We start from the raw sequence: 15,411 nt of genomic DNA, 5'->3' as shown, positions 1-15,411 counted from the left end.
CCCGGTTAAAAAAGAGACTGGAACTGACCCATCTCAACCTGGATGGATTTTACCTGGGTGTAGCTCTGGAGCGTCATCACGCCGTTTTCGCGCCCGACCCCGGAGTGTTTGTAGCCGCCAACTGGCATCCCGGCAGGGGATTCGCCCCAGGTGTTGATCCAGCCGATCCCGGCTTCAAGCTGGTGGATAAGGCGGTGTGCCCGGTTCAGATCCTGAGTCACCACTCCGGCAGCCAGACCGTAATCGGTATTGTTAGCGCGACGGATCGCCTCTTCCTCACTCTCGTAAGTCAGAATCGACATTACCGGCCCAAAGATCTCTTCGCGCACGATGGTCATTTCGTCGCGACAGTCGGTGAAAACAGTGGGGGCAACCCAGGCGCCATGCTCAACGTCGCCGCCTTTGAGCACGTCACCGCCGCAAAGCAGCGTTGCCCCCTCTTTTTTACCGGTTTCGATATAGCGCAGAACATTCTCGCGATGCGGGAAGCTGACCAGCGGGCCGAAGTTAGTGGCTGAGTCAAACAGATCGCCTGGCCGGATGCGTGCGACACGGGCGAGAATGGCCTGTTCAAACGCGCTTTTCATTCGCGCCGGAACGAATACGCGGGTGCCATTGGTACAGACCTGACCCGAGCTAAAGAAATTCGCCATCATGGCAATGTCTGCCGCAAGGTTGAGATTGGCATCTTCACAAATAATCAGCGGTGATTTACCGCCCAGCTCCATCGTCACCTCTTTCAGTGAAGAGGCCGCTGAGTTAGCCATCACTTTTTTGCCGCTGGTGACGCCGCCGGTAAAAGAGACTTTGGCGATATCCGGGTGTTCGGTCAGGAACTGTCCGGTTTCAGCGCCCATGCCGGGCAGTACGTTAAAAACGCCGTCCGGTAATCCGGCTTCGCTGTAGATTTCCGCCAGTTTAAGCGCGGTAAGCGGGGTGACTTCGCTGGGTTTGAAGATCATTGCGTTACCCGCCGCCAGCGCGGGTGCCGATTTCCACAGCGCTATTTGTATCGGGTAGTTCCACGCGCCAATGCCAGCCACCACGCCTAACGGTTCGCGGCGGGTGTAGACAAAGGACGTTTCACGCAGCGGGATTTGACTGCCTTCCAGCGCCGGGATCAGACCCGCATAGTATTCAAGTACGTCCGCGCCGGTAACGATATCCACGCTGGCGGTTTCGCTGAAGGGTTTCCCGGTGTCGAGCGTCTCCAGTCTTGCCAGCTCGTCATTTCGCTCACGCAGAATATCCACCGCCCGGCGCAGAATGCGTGAGCGTTCCATCGCCGTCATGGCCCCCCAGATTTTCTGTCCGCGTCGGGCGCTTTTTACCGCCAGGTCGACATCTTCGCGACCGGCGGCCTGCACGGTTGCCAGCACTTCTCCTGTGGCGGGGTTGATCGTCTCGAAGGTGCGACCGCTGGTGGCGGCGGTATATCCGCCGTCAATATAGAGCTGTTGTTCTGCCATTCGGGACATGCGTCCTCCTCGGTTAGTCAGTGGCTTGCGGCAAATGCTGACTGATGAAGTGGGTGGTCAGCGCCTGGGCCAGGCTCAAATTAAACGGCTTTCCGCTCAGGGCGGCGCGCAGCCAAAGCCCGTCAATTAATGCGGCTAAGCCGTAGCCAGCCTGCTGCGCCTGCTCGCGCGGAAGCTCGCGTTTGAACTCATACACGATGTTGGACAGCAGTCGTTTGCTGGCGACCTGCTGGAGCCGGTACAGCATCGGCTGATGCATGCTGCTCGCCCAGAAGGCCAGCCAGGCTTTCATCGCGGCGTGGCTAATCTGGCTGTCATCAAAATTTCCCGCCACGATGGCGCGCAGCCGCAGCCCGGCGCGAGCGCCCGGCAGGGCGTTGAGTCGATGCAATACGGCGTGACGAAGCTGGCTGGTGATGTCGCGCATCGTGGCCTCCAGCAATCCATTCTTATCCTTAAAGTAATGGCTGATAATGCCGGTCGATACGCCAGCCCGGCGGGCGATTTGCGCAATCGTCGCATCGTGCATCCCAACCTCATTAATGGCCTCCAGCGTTGCGTCAATTAACTGCCTTTGCCGTATTGGCTGCATCCCCAGCTTGGGCATTTTGGGACTCCACTCATCAGTTTTGTTAAACCATTAAAGCGGTTTTTGATTGGACGTTCAATATAAAATGTGTCTTAATTGTTGCGAATTTGATTTTAAATAGTTGCAATAAAAGTGAGGATACGGGATGGCAGACCTTGCCCAGAGCAGAGAAAAGGACAAAATCAATCCGGTGGTTTTTTACACTTCCGCCGGGCTGATTTTGTTGTTTTCCCTGACCACCATTTTCTTTAGTGATTTTTCCGCTGTCTGGATCGGGCGTACGCTGAACGGGGTCTCCAGAACGTTTGGCTGGTACTACCTGCTGGCGGCAACGCTGTATATTGTCTTTGTGGTCTTCATTGCCTGTTCGCGTTTTGGCTCGGTGAAACTGGGGCCGGAGCAATCGAAACCGGAGTTTAGCTTGTTAAGCTGGGCGGCCATGTTGTTTGCCGCCGGGATTGGTATCGACCTGATGTTTTTCTCGGTGGCGGAACCCGTTACCCAGTATATGCAGCCGCCGGAAGGGGCAAGGCAGACCATTGAAGCGGCGCGCCAGTCGATGGTCTGGACGCTATTTCACTACGGTCTGACCGGCTGGTCGATGTATGCGCTGATGGGGATGGCGCTGGGCTACTTTAGCTATCGCTATAACCTGCCGCTGACCATCCGTTCGGCGCTTTATCCCATCTTCGGTAAGCGCATTAATGGACCAATCGGTCACAGCGTGGATATTGCGGCGGTGATCGGCACCATCTTCGGTATCGCCACCACCCTGGGGATTGGCGTGGTACAGCTGAATTACGGCTTGAGCGTTCTGTTTGATATTCCGGATTCAATGGCGGCGAAAGCGGCGCTGATTGTGCTGTCGGTTGTGATTGCCACGATTTCCGTGACCTCCGGCGTCGACAAAGGGATCCGCGTGCTGTCGGAGCTTAACGTGCTGCTGGCGCTGGGGTTGATCCTCTTTGTCCTGTTTATGGGCGACACCTCATTTCTGCTGAATGCGCTGGTTTTAAACGTCGGCGATTATGTGAATCGCTTTATGGGGATGACGCTGAACAGTTTCGCCTTTGATCGCCCTGTCGAGTGGATGAACAACTGGACGCTGTTCTTCTGGGCATGGTGGGTGGCGTGGTCGCCGTTTGTTGGTCTGTTCCTGGCGCGCATTTCGCGCGGGCGTACCATCCGACAGTTTGTTTTCGGCACGCTGATTATCCCGTTCACCTTCACCCTGCTGTGGCTGTCGGTATTTGGCAACAGCGCGCTGTACGAAATCATTCACGGCGATGCCGGTTTTGCCCAGGAGGCGATGGCGCACCCTGAGCGTGGATTCTACAGCCTGCTGGCGCAGTATCCGGCATTCACCTTTAGCGCCTCGGTTGCCACCATCACCGGTCTGCTGTTTTATGTGACGTCTGCCGATTCCGGGGCGCTGGTGCTGGGGAATTTCACCTCAAAGCTGAAAGACATCAACAGCGATGCACCCGCCTGGCTGCGCGTATTCTGGTCGGTGGCAATTGGTCTGCTGACGCTGGGAATGCTGATGACTAACGGTATTTCTGCATTGCAGAACACCACGGTGATCATGGGGCTGCCGTTCAGTTTTGTGATCTTCTTCGTTATGGCCGGGCTGTATAAATCGCTGAAGGTGGAGGATTACCGCCGGGAAAGCGCCAGTCGTCAGACCGCGCCACGTCCGATGGGCGTACAGGACCGGCTGAGCTGGAAAAAACGCTTGTCGCGATTGATGAACTATCCCGGCACGCGCTACACCCGCAAGATGATGGAGACGGTTTGCTTCCCGGCGATGGAGGAGGTGGCGCAGGAGTTAACACTGCGTGGCGCCAGTGTCGAGCTAAAAAGCCAGCCGCCGGAAGAGGGGGAAAGCCTCGGTCACCTCGATCTACTGGTGCATATGGGGGATGAGCGGAACTTCATCTACCAAATCTGGCCGCAGCAGTATGCGATACCGGGCTTCACGTATCGCGCCCGCAGCGGGAAATCGACCTATTACCGGCTGGAAACCTTCCTGCTGGAGGGGAGCCAGGGTAACGATCTGATGGATTACAGCAAGGAGCAGGTGATCACCGATATTCTCGATCAGTACGAGCGTCATCTGAACTTTATCCATCTGGATCGCGAAGCGCCGGGTAACGGGGTGCTGTTCCCGGGAATGTAGGCTCTTTATCGCGTCACCCGCAGTCAGCTACGGCTGCGGGTGACGCCTGTTTACCAGCAGATAAAGCCGCCGTCGACAACGAGGTCGACACCGGTACAAAACGAAGCGGCATCGCTTGCCAGGAACAGCGCCGGACCTGCCATCTCCTCCACTTTTGCCATACGCTGAATGGGGGTCTGACGTTCAAATTCCCGTGTCTGATGAACCATCTCCGGGCGGGTGTTCATCGGCGTGGCAGTGTATCCAGGACTGATTGAGTTGACGCGAATCCCTTTCTCAATCCACTCCATCGCCAGGCTTTTTGAAAGATGGATCACGCCCGCCTTCGCGCTATTGTAATGGGCCTGTTCAAGGCCGCGGTTTACAATGATTCCCGACATTGACGCGATATTAATGATCGAACCACCGCCGGACTGGAGCATCAGTTCCGCTTCGGCTTTACAGGAATTCCACACGCCCGTCAGGTTGATATCGATAACCCGCTGCCACTGCTCGCTTTCCATTTCCAGCGCCGGGTTGGCGTTAGCAATACCGGCGGCGTTCACCGCGATATCCAGCCGACCAAACTGCGCTTTCGCCAGAGCGACGGCGGCGCGCAGGTCGCTAATCTGGCGGACATCGCCCGTATAAAGTGCCGCCTGACCGCCAATCGCTTCGATTTGAGTGACGGTCTCTTTCAGGCCACCGTCTTCACGCAGATCAAAGCAGACTACGCGCGCCCCGGCGCTGGCGAGGGCGTAAGCGATGGTCTGGCCGATACCGCTGCCTGCGCCGGTCACGAAGGCGACACGGTCCTGCAAATTGAATAGCTGTTGAGCAAAATCTTTTGCAATCATAGTGATGACTCTCTTCACAAATACCCTTGCGGGTATTACGACATAATCAGTCCGCCATCGATATTGATGGTTTGTCCGGTCAGGTAACGCGCATCGTCAGAGGCCAGGAAGGCGACCAGTCCGGCGACATCCTCAGGTTGGCCCGCGCGTTTCATAGGAATACCTTTAACCCACTCCGCCATTAGCTCGCCTTTGCCATAGCGTTTTTCATCGGTGCTGAGCACTTCACCCCACACGCGGTCGTTGTAATCCCACATTTCACTTTCGATAATTCCCGGACAGAAGGCGTTGACCGTGATATTCCACGGCGCCAGTTCATGCGCCAGGCTTTGCGTGATGCCAATGACGCCCATTTTGCTGGCGGCGTAATGCGGGGTGTAGATAAAGCCCTGTCGCCCCTGACCGGAAGAGGTATTAATCAGGCAACCCTGGTTCTGCTTAACCATATATTTCGCCGCTTCCCGGCAGCAGAGCCATACGCCCGTGGTATTGACGGCGAGAACCTTTTCAAAATCTGCTTTTGGCATCCGGTCGAAATAATCGATGGTGATAACCCCAGCGTTCTGAATGGAGACATCAACGGTGCCGAAGCGGGCGGCGGCCTGCTCGTACAATGATTGCACCTGCGCCTCATCGGTCACATCCACCTGCAATGACAGGATATCCGCCTGATAACGCTGACGTAGCTGTTCCGCCGTTTCGTGGACACGTTCAGCGTTGGAAACCATCACCAGATTCGCGCCGTCCCGGGCGAAACGTTCGGCGATGCCTGCGCCAATCCCCCGGCATGCACCGGTGATGACGACCGTCTTACCATGAAAATCACGTTGCATATTTCTTTCCCCTGTATAAGCCGGGCATGAGATGCCCGACACAATCATGTGGTTTAACTGGATACGGTATTTGCCGAGGGTGCCGCCTGCTTTTCTTCATGGCGACGCATCAGAATGACTTTGTTTTGCAGCTTTTGCTGGAACTGGTCGACGACGACGGCGGTCACAATTACCACGCCCTTAATGACCATTTGCCAGAAGTCGCTGACGCCCATCATCACCATGCCATCGGCCAGGAAGACGATGACAAAGGCGCCGATAATGGATCCGGAAACCCGTCCGCGACCACCGGCCAGCGCGGTTCCACCCAGCACGGTGGCGCCGATGGCATCCATCTCAAACATGTTGCCGGTCATCGGGTGGGCCGTTTGCAGCTGTGACGCCACAATCAGCCCGACAAAAGCGGCGCACAGTCCGGAGAAGGCGTATACAAAAATTTTCGCTTTTACGATTGGCACACCGGCCAGTCGCGCAGCGGATTCGTTCCCGCCAATCGCATAGATATAGCGACCGAGCGGCGTTTTCGTGGTGATCCAGTAACCCAGCAGCAGGAAGCCGATCATCAACCAGATAGGCAGATAAATCCCCAGCAGCGTGCCGGATCCCAGGGTGGCGAAGCCGGTATTACCCAGCACCTCCATGCCGTTGAGGTTGGGATAGGTGCTACCGTCGTTGAACAGCAGGGCGGAGCCCCGGGCGACATACATCATGCCGAGGGTGCAGATAAACGGCGCAACGCCGAAGCGGGTGATGACTGCCCCGTTTACGAATCCGACGAGAATGCCGAAAATGGCGACGCAGAGGATCACTTCCGGGACGTTAAAGAAGATAATGTTGCCGCCCCAGACCGGCAGGCCGTTGGTAAGCAGAGCACCCGCCACCATGCCGCAGATACCGGCAACCGCGCCGACGGAGAGATCGATACCGCCCGTCAGGATCACCAGCGTCATGCCAATCGCCAGTAACCCGGTGATGGCCACGTGCTGGGTCATGATCAGCAGGTTAGATGTGGTCAGGAAATTCGGTACCATCACGCTGAAGAATGCGATTACCAGCAGCAGTGCGATAAATGTTCTGGCCTTCAGCAGGTACATATAAATCATATATTTCTGGTTCATGATGGATTCCAGCCTGATTAATCTTGAGGGGTAGAAGCCGCGATCAATGTCTCGCGGGTGACCGCATGGCGGGGGATATCCGCAGTGATGCGGCCATCGGCCATCACCAGAATGCGGTCCGCCAGCGCCATCACTTCATCCAGCTCTGATGAAGAGAACATCACGGCAAGCCCTTGCTGCGCCATTTTGCCAATAAGGTGATAGACGTCGGTTTTCGCCCCTACGTCGATGCCGCGGGTAGGCTCATCGAGAAAAACCACCTGCGGCTGCGTCATTAACGCTTTACCCAGTACCACCTTCTGCTGATTACCACCGCTGAGTGAGGTGACGGGCAGTTCAGGATCGCTCACCTTGATGGCAAGCTTTTCAATCATCTCTTTGACGCTGGCCTGTTCTTTTTGTGGATTCAGCCATTTCCAGGCCCGACGAAAGCCCTGCAAACTGAGGTCAGACAGCGTCATGTTGGCCTGAATCGACATCATCTGAATGACGCCTTCGCCCTGTCTGTCTTCCGGCACCAGCGCCAGCCCTTTTTTTAGCCGTAACTGGAAAGAGGCTTTATTAATGCATTCGCCATTGAGCTGAATAGTGCCGCTCTGACAGGGCATCAGCCCAACCAGACCTTTGAACAGCTCTGTCCGCCCGGCGCCCAGCAGACCGTAGATCCCGATGACTTCCCCTTTGCACAGGCTAAACGTCACGTCATTGAGCTTATAGCCGCCGCTGGAATGGAGCGCCGTAAGTCCCTGAACGGAGAGGATCGTGTCGCCTTGGGGGGCTGGCTGATAATCAAAATGTTTTTTCTTATCGCCGACCATCTGCTCAATGATCCACGGAATACTGGCATCGCTGACGGGCCGCTCGCTGATAAATCGTCCATCGCGGAAAATGGTGATGTAGTCGCCGATTTCCATAAGCTCTTCCAGACGGTGGGAGATATAGATAATGGTGACGCCCCGGCGCTTAAGCTGCTCAATCACGTTGAACAACACCTTCACTTCAGACTGGCTCAGCGCGGAGGTAGGCTCGTCCATAATTAAGACGCGCGTATCTTTGGAGAGGGCGCGGGCGATCTCCACCAGTTGCTGATGGCCGATCCCGAGCTCTTCCAGCGGCGTTAAGGGATCGACATCCAGCTCCAGCCTTTCCAGCAAGGATTTCGCCAGCGCATATTGATATTTTTCGTTGATTTTCCCTTTCTGAAAGAACTCGTTAGCCATGAAAATATTATCCATGACGTTCATATTCGGAAATAAATTCAATTCCTGAAAAATAATACTGATGCCCTGTTTTTCGGCCTGATGTGTCGAATTCAGTGAAACAGGTTTTCCATCGAGAAAAATTTGACCAGAGGAGGGGCTTTCGACGCCAGCAAGCATTTTCATCATGGTGGATTTACCCGCACCATTTTCTCCGATCAGGACGTTGACTTTATTTCGATAGACCCGATAGTTAACGCTATCTAATGCCACTACGCCGGGATAGAGGCGAGACAAATCGCGGGTTTCGATAATAACTTCAGATTCGACGGGCTGGGGAGCGACGAGATCCTGCGGCTGCATTTTACTGTCCTCCTGATGATTCTATTTTTGCTGGCGTGATATCAGGAATCGTTTGAGGGATATCCCACGCAGAAAATACGCCATAAACCTGGGTTGACTCACCGGTTTTCAGCTCTGCGGCCTGAATCATTTTTATCGCCTGCTCGTTAATGGCCCGACCATATTCGCCAAATAAAACCTGGTCGTTGAAATCACCATAGCTCGCGCCTTTATAGGCATCGCGTAATTGGGTGCCGCGCAGCGTTGGGCCAATCTGTACAATAATATTGTTCCCGCTTTTATCCGCGACGGTCATTTTTCCGCTTCGCGAGGCGGTATCCAGATTGCTAATTTTCCCTTCAACTTTTACGTAAAAAATACAAGGATTTTCTTCCTGAGAGCGATATCCCAGACTTTTACAGATGCTGTCGAAGTCTTTCCCGGCCTGTAATGCGGTCAATAAATCTGTCACCGGAAGAGCCTGCCCGACAATTTGCGGGACGATTTTGTTTTGCCACGTTTGGTCTATATTGGCCATATTTGGATTTGGCGGGGATTTAAGGTCCGCAAGCTCCTGCTGCGAGACGATGCGACATCCTCCCACGGTCAATACAGCCAGCGCCAGCCAGGCTTTTTTAGACATAATGTTCTCCTTTGCGCCTCGTGAGAGGCGCAACAACCCGAGATCAGGACTTAATATTGAAATCCTGTACTTTATCTGCGTTATCTTTGGTGATGAGAATGCCGCGGAACATGACGCGTTGTTTTTCCGGCGTCACGCCGTTTTGCAGGTAGTTATCCAGATCGGTAACCCCCTGGGCGGCGATAGCCTGGGCCTGGAGCATCACGGTTGCCTGTAAGGTTCCGGCCTTCACGGCATCGCGCTCGTCGTTGCTGCCGTCAATACCAACCACGACAACGTCGCTGCGGTTGGCGGCTTTCAGCGCCGCAATCGCGCCCAGTGCGACCGGGCCGTTACCACAAATGACGCCTTTCACGTCCGGGTGGGCCTGCAGGATGCTGTCCATGATACGTTTACCGTCGATAAGCGTCCCTTTGGCATCTTGTCTGGCGACGCTGACCATATCCGGGAACTGGTCGATAACCTGGTGGAAGGATTTTGAGCGGGTGACGCAGTTATTATCGGCAAGGTTACAGGTCAGCTCGGCATATTTCCCTTTCTCGCCCATTTTTTCGACAAATACGTTGGCGACTTCAGAACCTGCCTGGAAGTTATTATGGGTAATTTGCACCAGTGCAACATCATCAACGGGAATTTCCCGGTTAATTAAAATAACGGGAATGCCCGCTTTTTTCGCTTTCTCAATTGCCGCGACGCTGGCCGTTGAATCCGCATTATCCAGAACGATGCCCTGGACCTTTTGACCAATGGCGGTATCAATCAATTCATTCTGTTTTTTCACATCTTCGCTGTGCGACAAAATAGTGGTTTTGTAGCCTAACTCCTGGGCTTTTTCACTGGCCCCTTTGGCCTCGGAGGCGTAATAAGGGTTATCCAGTGAGTTCACCATAATCATGATGGTCCCTTTTTCTGCCGCATGGGCAGTAAAAGACAAAGCGGTCAGGGTTGCAGCGGTTAACAGCGTTAAACGTAATTTCATGACAATGTTCTCTCTGTGTTGTTATTGTCGGGTACGGTGAAACAACGTAAAGCCTGAAATCTTTTATGGTCTGGGTGGCTCCTCTGGTGAGTGATTAAGAACCTGGTCCATCAGGCTATTTTGCTTGCCATTTTGAACCCGGGCAGTGCTCGCCATTCTCACGTCCGGCTGCTGCGCGCTGTCCGGGTTCAAACTGTCTACGCCAGTTACGCCTGGTGGATCCGGTTCTGCGTGACATTCCGCGTCTGTTCCCTGGTGAGGCGTCAGGCGGATGAGGCCGGTTTCCATAATGTTCTGTTCACCGCATGGCGCCACTCCTGCCATCTTTTTTGCAAGCGATGGTGGCGGGCCATGTCGGGTTGAAATGCGCTGTGTACGGTCAAAAAGGCTTTTAAATCAGTCAGCGAGCCAGGGCGGATCGCTTTACGCGCCAGTAACGCTGCGCCGATGGCGGAAAGCTCAGGCACGTCGCTACGCATCACCGGGCACCCCAGCAGGTCTGCCTGATACTGCATTAACCAGTCGTTCTTCGTGGGGCCGCCGTCAACCATCAGCGCGGACAAGCTAAAATCATCATGCTGCTGCATGGCGACGACCACATCGGCGATTTGATAAGTAATGGATTCAAGGGCGGCGCGAATCAGATGCGCTCGCTTCACCCCGCGGCTAAGTCCGCAGATCACCCCGCGGGCGCTGTCATCCCACCACGGCGCGCCCAGCCCGGTGAGCGCCGGGACGAAGTAAACCCCCAGGGTGGACTCCACGGAAGCGGGGAGGGTGTTCAGTTCGTGAGTCAGTTCGGCGTCGGAAAGTTCGCTCAGTCCGGTGCTGTCGGCCATCCAGGCCACCGCGTCACCCGTGTGCGGGATGTTACCTTCCAGACCATAGATAATGCGGTCGCCATCGTGCCAGGCAATGGTGGTGGCCAGGGCGCCAATATCGCACTGGGCTGATTTGACCGGCGCCATCACGGATGAACCGGTGCCGTAAGTGGCTTTTACACATCCCATCTCACCGAGGGCGTGACCAAACAGGGCGGCGTGCGAGTCGCCGACCATCGACATGATCGGTATGCCGTCGGGGATCCCGGATAAATTACGGGTATAACCAAATAAGCCGCTGGAGGGTTTAATTTCCGGCAGCGCGGCGCGAGGAATGTGGAACAGCGCCAGCATAGTGTCATCCCACTGCCCGGTGTGCAGATTAAGTAACTGGGTGCGGGCGGCGTTGGAGTAGTCGCAAGAGAACGCGTCACCCCCGGTTAAATTCCACAGCAGCCAGCTGTCGATCGTGCCCAGGCAAATGTCCCCCTGCGCCGCGAGCTTCAGACCATCTGTCACCGACTCCAGCAGCCAGCGCATTTTGGAGGCAGAGAAAAGCGGTGCGATCGGCAGACCGGTGGTGGTTTTTATCAGTTGTTCTTTGTCCCCGCGCCGCAGTTCCTCGCAGTAAGCCGCGCTGCGCGTGCATTGCCAGGTGATGGCGGAATTCAGCGGCTTGCCCGTCTGACGATACCAGCCAATCGCGGTTTCGCGCTGATTACTGATAGCCAACGCCGCAACGTTTTCTGCGCCGACGTGGCTTATCGCGCTGGCGATCACATCAATTGATGCGTCAATCAACACTTCGCCGGATTGTTCAACCCAGCCTTCACGCGGGGTCTGAATGGCCAGCGGCTGAGAAAACTTTGCGACCACCTTGCCCTGTGCATCAAGCGCCACCGCTTTGGCATTGGTGGTGCCTTCATCCAGCGCAATAATGAACTCGTTCTTCGCTGCACACATAGATTATCTCCTGAGTCACATTGCGTCCTGGCGTAGAAGGGAGCGTTTCCCTCATTGTTGCGTCATGACTTCATCAGGCCTGACTGTGACATCGCGTGTTTTAGTGTTTGAATATATATTCGATATTGATTATTTATTTAATACCTTAGCCAGAATCTTCCTGTTGGGCTACAGAAAAAATCATCAATTGTGCTGAGAATCACACTTACACAGACAGGAGAATATCAGATTGAATAAGAAATTAAGCGAAGGTGAATCCTTTCAGTGTGTTGAAATATAAAGATTTTTTTGGCCTTCGCATCAGGCGGTATTAGCGCGAAGGCCGGGAGAGGTATCAGGATCAGGCGGTTACCAGCAGACGGGCGGTAGGGTAGTCGGTGATCAGAACGTCGATGTATCCACCGTTCAGCGCCCCTTTGAGCGCCGCAACTTTGTCTGTTCCGCCTGCCAGCGCCACGACGTTCGGGCATTTTTTAACTTTGTCGAGCGCCATGCCAATCACCGGATCTTCGTCATCCTGCAATACCGGCTGGCCTTTTTTGTCGTAGTAATGCAGGCAAATATCCCCAACGGCGCCGCGGTCGGCCAGCACCTGTAGCATATCTTCGTGGTAGTAGTTACCTGACGTTTTGAGCAACTGGGAAGGCTCCAGGATGCCGACCCCCACAATGGCGATATCCACGTTATCAAAGCGTGAGATCACATCGGCGACATCTTTGCTGGCGATGAGCCGATTTTTCTCTTCAACGGAACCTTCGATACTTTGTGAAGGAAGCAGCCAGGCCTCGCAGTTAAGATGCTGCGCCAGCGTCTGCGTCAGAATGGTGGCCTGCACGTTGCCGTTGGGACCTACGCCGCCCAACAGCTGGATGACGCCGCCGGCCTTCAGGTTTTGCGTATGGACTTCGTCAACCATGGCGCGGATTGTCGAGCTCCATGATGAGACACCCACCAGATCTTTGGGTCTTAAGCGGGTTTCCAGGTAGTGAGCGGCGGCAGAACCGATGGCGCGTTTGATGGTGTGATCGCTGGCATCGTCTTCGGTATCCACTACGATAGCCTGCTTAATGCTGTAACGTTCCTCGATCCCTTTTTCGAGATTCAGGAAGATATTTGAGGGCTGGACGACGCTGATTTTTACCACCCCTTCTTTCTGGCAGCGGGTGATTGCTCGGGAGATAAACGACTGAGAAAGCGAGAGAAGTTGAGCAATATCGGACTGTTTACGTCCTTCAAGATAGTAAAGGGTAGCGATTTTAACCAATAGCCGCTGTTCGTCCTGTTTAGCCATATATTTCCCCAAAAATCATTTACGTACCGCCATTATTTTAGTGCGTTTTATCATACGCGAAAAATGTGCACAGTTAAGTGTGATAAAGCTCTAAGTTTAACCAATCCTCAAAAACAGCTATGGACAAATACGGAAAAGAGGTTGCATAATTGAATAAAGAGTCATATGTGAATATATATTCAAGATGGCTCCAGGTCAACGAATTATTACCGGCGTCATTGTGGCCGCAGTAAGGAGGCAGAATGTTCCTGAGTATGATGCAGTGGCGTAAGCCTTGTGATGCGATGCATGGGGATTTCTGGTTTTTTTAGTCCCTGATGGAATAAATATTCCATATTGAAAATAAATTCAGAGGTGTTAAATGAATCCCTGGCACTATGATATCCAGACTCTTGAACGCAAAGCGCGAGCTGTGCGTCGTCACATCGTCAGATTAAATGCCAATAGCCCTGCGGGAGGACATACCGGTGCGGACCTGTCCCAGGTTGAGCTACTTACCGCACTCTATTTCCGCATTCTTAACGTCGCCCCGGATCGGATCGCCGATGACGAGCGAGACATTTATATCCAGTCTAAAGGTCATGCGGTGGGCTGCTACTACTGCGTTCTGGCTGAGGCGGGTTTTTTCCCGATTGACTGGCTGGAAACCTATCAACACGCAAACTCCCATCTGCCAGGCCACCCGGTTCGTCAGAAAACGCCGGGTATTGAACTCAATACCGGCGCTCTGGGCCACGGCTTGCCTGTGGCGGTAGGCCTGGCGCTGGCGGCGAAGAAAAGCCACCGCTCCCGCCGTATTTTTCTGATAACCGGTGATGGCGAACTGGCTGAAGGAAGTAACTGGGAGGCGGCGCTGGCTGCGGCGCATTATGGTCTTGATAACCTGGTCATTATTAATGACAAAAACAATCTTCAGCTGGCAGGGCCAACCCGCGAAATCATGAATACCGACCCGCTTGCTGAAAAATGGCAGGCGTTTGGGATGCAGGTCACCGAATGCCAGGGGAATGATATGGCGTCGGTTGTCGCCGCGCTGGAAGGATTGAAACAGGAAGGCAAACCCAACGTCATTATCGCCAATACCACCAAAGGCGCGGGTATCTCGTTTATCCAGGGGCGTCCTGAGTGGCACCACCGGGTGCCGAAAGGTGAAGAGATCGAACTGGCTCTGGAGGAGTTAAAAGATGAGTAATGCAGAACACCTCGCGAACGTCATGGTTCAGGCGTTTATTGATGCAGTAGAAAATGGTGTTGACCTGGTGCCGGTGGTGGCGGACTCAACGTCAACCGCGAAAATTGCCCCTTTTATGAAGCAGTTTCCAGGCCGACTGGTCAACGTGGGCATCGCCGAACAAAGTATGGTCGGAACCGCGGCGGGGCTGGCGCTCGGCGGCAAGGTCGCCGTCACCTGTAACGCAGCGCCATTTTTGATTTCGCGCGCCAATGAGCAAATTAAAGTCGACGTTTGTTACAACAATACCAATGTGAAGCTGTTTGGCCTTAACGCCGGTGCCAGCTATGGTCCGCTGGCGAGCACGCACCATTCGATTGATGATATCGCCATAATGCGCGGCTTTGGCAACATCCAGATTTTCGCGCCCTCTTCACCGCGGGAGTGTCGACAGATAATTGATTATGCCATTGACTATGAAGGGCCGGTCTATATCCGCCTGGACGGAAAAGCGCTGCCGGAGCTTCATGATGAAAGCTACCGCTTTGTACCTGGAGCGGTCGTGACGCTACGGGAAGAGGGCGATCTGGCGCTGGTGGCAACGGGTTCCACGGTCCATGAAATTGTTGATGCTGCCGCGCTGCTGGCGGATTCCGGTATTCAGGTGAAGGTGGTGAGCGTGCCCTCCATTCGACCGTGTGATACCCATGCCCTGCTGGATGTGTTGAAGGGATGCAGGGCCGCAATCACGGTAGAAGAGCATAATGTTAACGGTGGGCTGGGAAGTCTGGTGGCGGAAGTGCTGGCGGAAGCCGGGGAGGGCGTGGTTCTGAAGCGTTTAGGGATCCCGGATGGCGAGTACGCGGCGGCGGCCGATCGCGGCTGGCTGCGTCAGCACCACGGTTTTGACGCACAGGCCATTGCAGCCCAGGCGCGGGAAATGCTTTGAAGTGTATACACTTCATCCTT

13 protein-coding genes are annotated in these 15,411 nt (G+C 54.6%); 3 read left to right on the top strand and 10 right to left on the bottom strand.

Features of this window, described 5'->3' with window-relative positions:
- Positions 1–5: 5 nt before the first annotated feature.
- Positions 6–1,478, bottom strand: coding sequence for a betaine-aldehyde dehydrogenase (betB, locus tag C3432_RS10250; RefSeq protein WP_103776497.1), 1,473 nt, complete (start codon positions 1,476–1,478; stop codon positions 6–8).
- A 13-nt stretch (positions 1,479–1,491) separates the two neighbouring features.
- Positions 1,492–2,085: a transcriptional regulator BetI gene (gene betI, locus C3432_RS10245; protein WP_103776496.1), complete on the bottom strand. Its 594-nt coding sequence runs from the start codon at positions 2,083–2,085 to the stop codon at positions 1,492–1,494.
- A 127-nt stretch (positions 2,086–2,212) separates the two neighbouring features.
- On the opposite strand from betI, the gene C3432_RS10240 reads away from it, so the two are divergent.
- Positions 2,213–4,246 (top strand): choline transporter, encoded by a 2,034-nt coding sequence (locus tag C3432_RS10240; protein WP_103776495.1) that lies wholly within the window; start codon positions 2,213–2,215, stop codon positions 4,244–4,246.
- Positions 4,247–4,296: 50 nt separating this feature from the next.
- Here the strand turns inward: C3432_RS10240 and C3432_RS10235 are convergent, their stop codons facing one another.
- The 8 genes from C3432_RS10235 to C3432_RS10195 all read right to left on the bottom strand — a co-directional run bounded on the left by C3432_RS10235 (position 4,297) and on the right by C3432_RS10195 (position 13,271).
- Positions 4,297–5,082: an SDR family oxidoreductase gene (locus C3432_RS10235; protein ID WP_103776494.1), complete on the bottom strand. Its 786-nt coding sequence runs from the start codon at positions 5,080–5,082 to the stop codon at positions 4,297–4,299.
- A gap of 35 nt (positions 5,083–5,117) precedes the next feature.
- Positions 5,118–5,915 (bottom strand): glucose 1-dehydrogenase, encoded by a 798-nt coding sequence (locus tag C3432_RS10230; RefSeq protein WP_103776493.1) that lies wholly within the window; start codon positions 5,913–5,915, stop codon positions 5,118–5,120.
- Positions 5,916–5,968: 53 nt separating this feature from the next.
- The gene (locus C3432_RS10225) at positions 5,969–7,033 is read right to left on the bottom strand and encodes an ABC transporter permease (RefSeq protein ID WP_103776492.1); all 1,065 of its coding nucleotides are present in this window, start codon (positions 7,031–7,033) and stop codon (positions 5,969–5,971) included.
- Between the two features lie 17 nt (positions 7,034–7,050).
- The gene (locus C3432_RS10220) at positions 7,051–8,595 is read right to left on the bottom strand and encodes a sugar ABC transporter ATP-binding protein (RefSeq protein ID WP_103776491.1); all 1,545 of its coding nucleotides are present in this window, start codon (positions 8,593–8,595) and stop codon (positions 7,051–7,053) included.
- 1 nt (position 8,596) lies between these two features.
- Positions 8,597–9,217: a DUF2291 family protein gene (locus C3432_RS10215; RefSeq protein WP_103776490.1), complete on the bottom strand. Its 621-nt coding sequence runs from the start codon at positions 9,215–9,217 to the stop codon at positions 8,597–8,599.
- Between the two features lie 43 nt (positions 9,218–9,260).
- On the bottom strand, positions 9,261–10,196 hold the full coding sequence (locus tag C3432_RS10210) for a D-ribose ABC transporter substrate-binding protein (protein ID WP_103776489.1): 936 nt from the start codon (positions 10,194–10,196) through the stop codon (positions 9,261–9,263).
- A gap of 263 nt (positions 10,197–10,459) precedes the next feature.
- Positions 10,460–11,980: an FGGY family carbohydrate kinase gene (locus C3432_RS10200; RefSeq protein WP_103776487.1), complete on the bottom strand. Its 1,521-nt coding sequence runs from the start codon at positions 11,978–11,980 to the stop codon at positions 10,460–10,462.
- A 340-nt stretch (positions 11,981–12,320) separates the two neighbouring features.
- Positions 12,321–13,271, bottom strand: a complete 951-nt coding sequence (locus tag C3432_RS10195; protein ID WP_103776486.1) for a sugar-binding transcriptional regulator — start codon at positions 13,269–13,271, stop codon at positions 12,321–12,323.
- Positions 13,272–13,632: 361 nt separating this feature from the next.
- On the opposite strand from C3432_RS10195, the gene C3432_RS10190 reads away from it, so the two are divergent.
- The gene (locus tag C3432_RS10190) at positions 13,633–14,463 is read left to right on the top strand and encodes a transketolase (RefSeq protein ID WP_103776485.1); all 831 of its coding nucleotides are present in this window, start codon (positions 13,633–13,635) and stop codon (positions 14,461–14,463) included.
- Entirely contained in the window at positions 14,456–15,391 is a 936-nt protein-coding gene (locus tag C3432_RS10185; RefSeq protein WP_103776484.1) for a transketolase family protein, read from the top strand. Before C3432_RS10190 ends, C3432_RS10185 begins: the two co-directional genes overlap by 8 nt.
- Positions 15,392–15,411 lie beyond the last annotated feature (20 nt).

Origin of the sequence: Citrobacter amalonaticus, assembly GCF_002918555.1 — a bacterium.
GTDB lineage: Bacteria > Pseudomonadota > Gammaproteobacteria > Enterobacterales > Enterobacteriaceae > Citrobacter_C > Citrobacter_C amalonaticus_A.
The sequence above is the reverse complement of the archived record's forward strand: the minus strand, read 5'-3'. Positions and strand labels throughout refer to the sequence as shown.

Coding starts and splice junctions, on each gene's coding strand:
- C3432_RS10225 (WP_103776492.1), bottom strand. CDS start 7,033: ATGAACCAGAAATATATGATTTATATGTACCTGCTGAAGGCCAGAACA.
- betB (WP_103776497.1), bottom strand. CDS start 1,478: ATGTCCCGAATGGCAGAACAACAGCTCTATATTGACGGCGGATATACC.
- C3432_RS10230 (WP_103776493.1), bottom strand. CDS start 5,915: ATGCAACGTGATTTTCATGGTAAGACGGTCGTCATCACCGGTGCATGC.
- betI (WP_103776496.1), bottom strand. CDS start 2,085: ATGCCCAAGCTGGGGATGCAGCCAATACGGCAAAGGCAGTTAATTGAC.
- C3432_RS10235 (WP_103776494.1), bottom strand. CDS start 5,082: ATGATTGCAAAAGATTTTGCTCAACAGCTATTCAATTTGCAGGACCGT.
- C3432_RS10185 (WP_103776484.1), top strand. CDS start 14,456: ATGAGTAATGCAGAACACCTCGCGAACGTCATGGTTCAGGCGTTTATT.
- C3432_RS10210 (WP_103776489.1), bottom strand. CDS start 10,196: ATGAAATTACGTTTAACGCTGTTAACCGCTGCAACCCTGACCGCTTTG.
- C3432_RS10215 (WP_103776490.1), bottom strand. CDS start 9,217: ATGTCTAAAAAAGCCTGGCTGGCGCTGGCTGTATTGACCGTGGGAGGA.
- C3432_RS10200 (WP_103776487.1), bottom strand. CDS start 11,980: ATGTGTGCAGCGAAGAACGAGTTCATTATTGCGCTGGATGAAGGCACC.
- C3432_RS10220 (WP_103776491.1), bottom strand. CDS start 8,595: ATGCAGCCGCAGGATCTCGTCGCTCCCCAGCCCGTCGAATCTGAAGTT.
- C3432_RS10195 (WP_103776486.1), bottom strand. CDS start 13,271: ATGGCTAAACAGGACGAACAGCGGCTATTGGTTAAAATCGCTACCCTT.
- C3432_RS10190 (WP_103776485.1), top strand. CDS start 13,633: ATGAATCCCTGGCACTATGATATCCAGACTCTTGAACGCAAAGCGCGA.
- C3432_RS10240 (WP_103776495.1), top strand. CDS start 2,213: ATGGCAGACCTTGCCCAGAGCAGAGAAAAGGACAAAATCAATCCGGTG.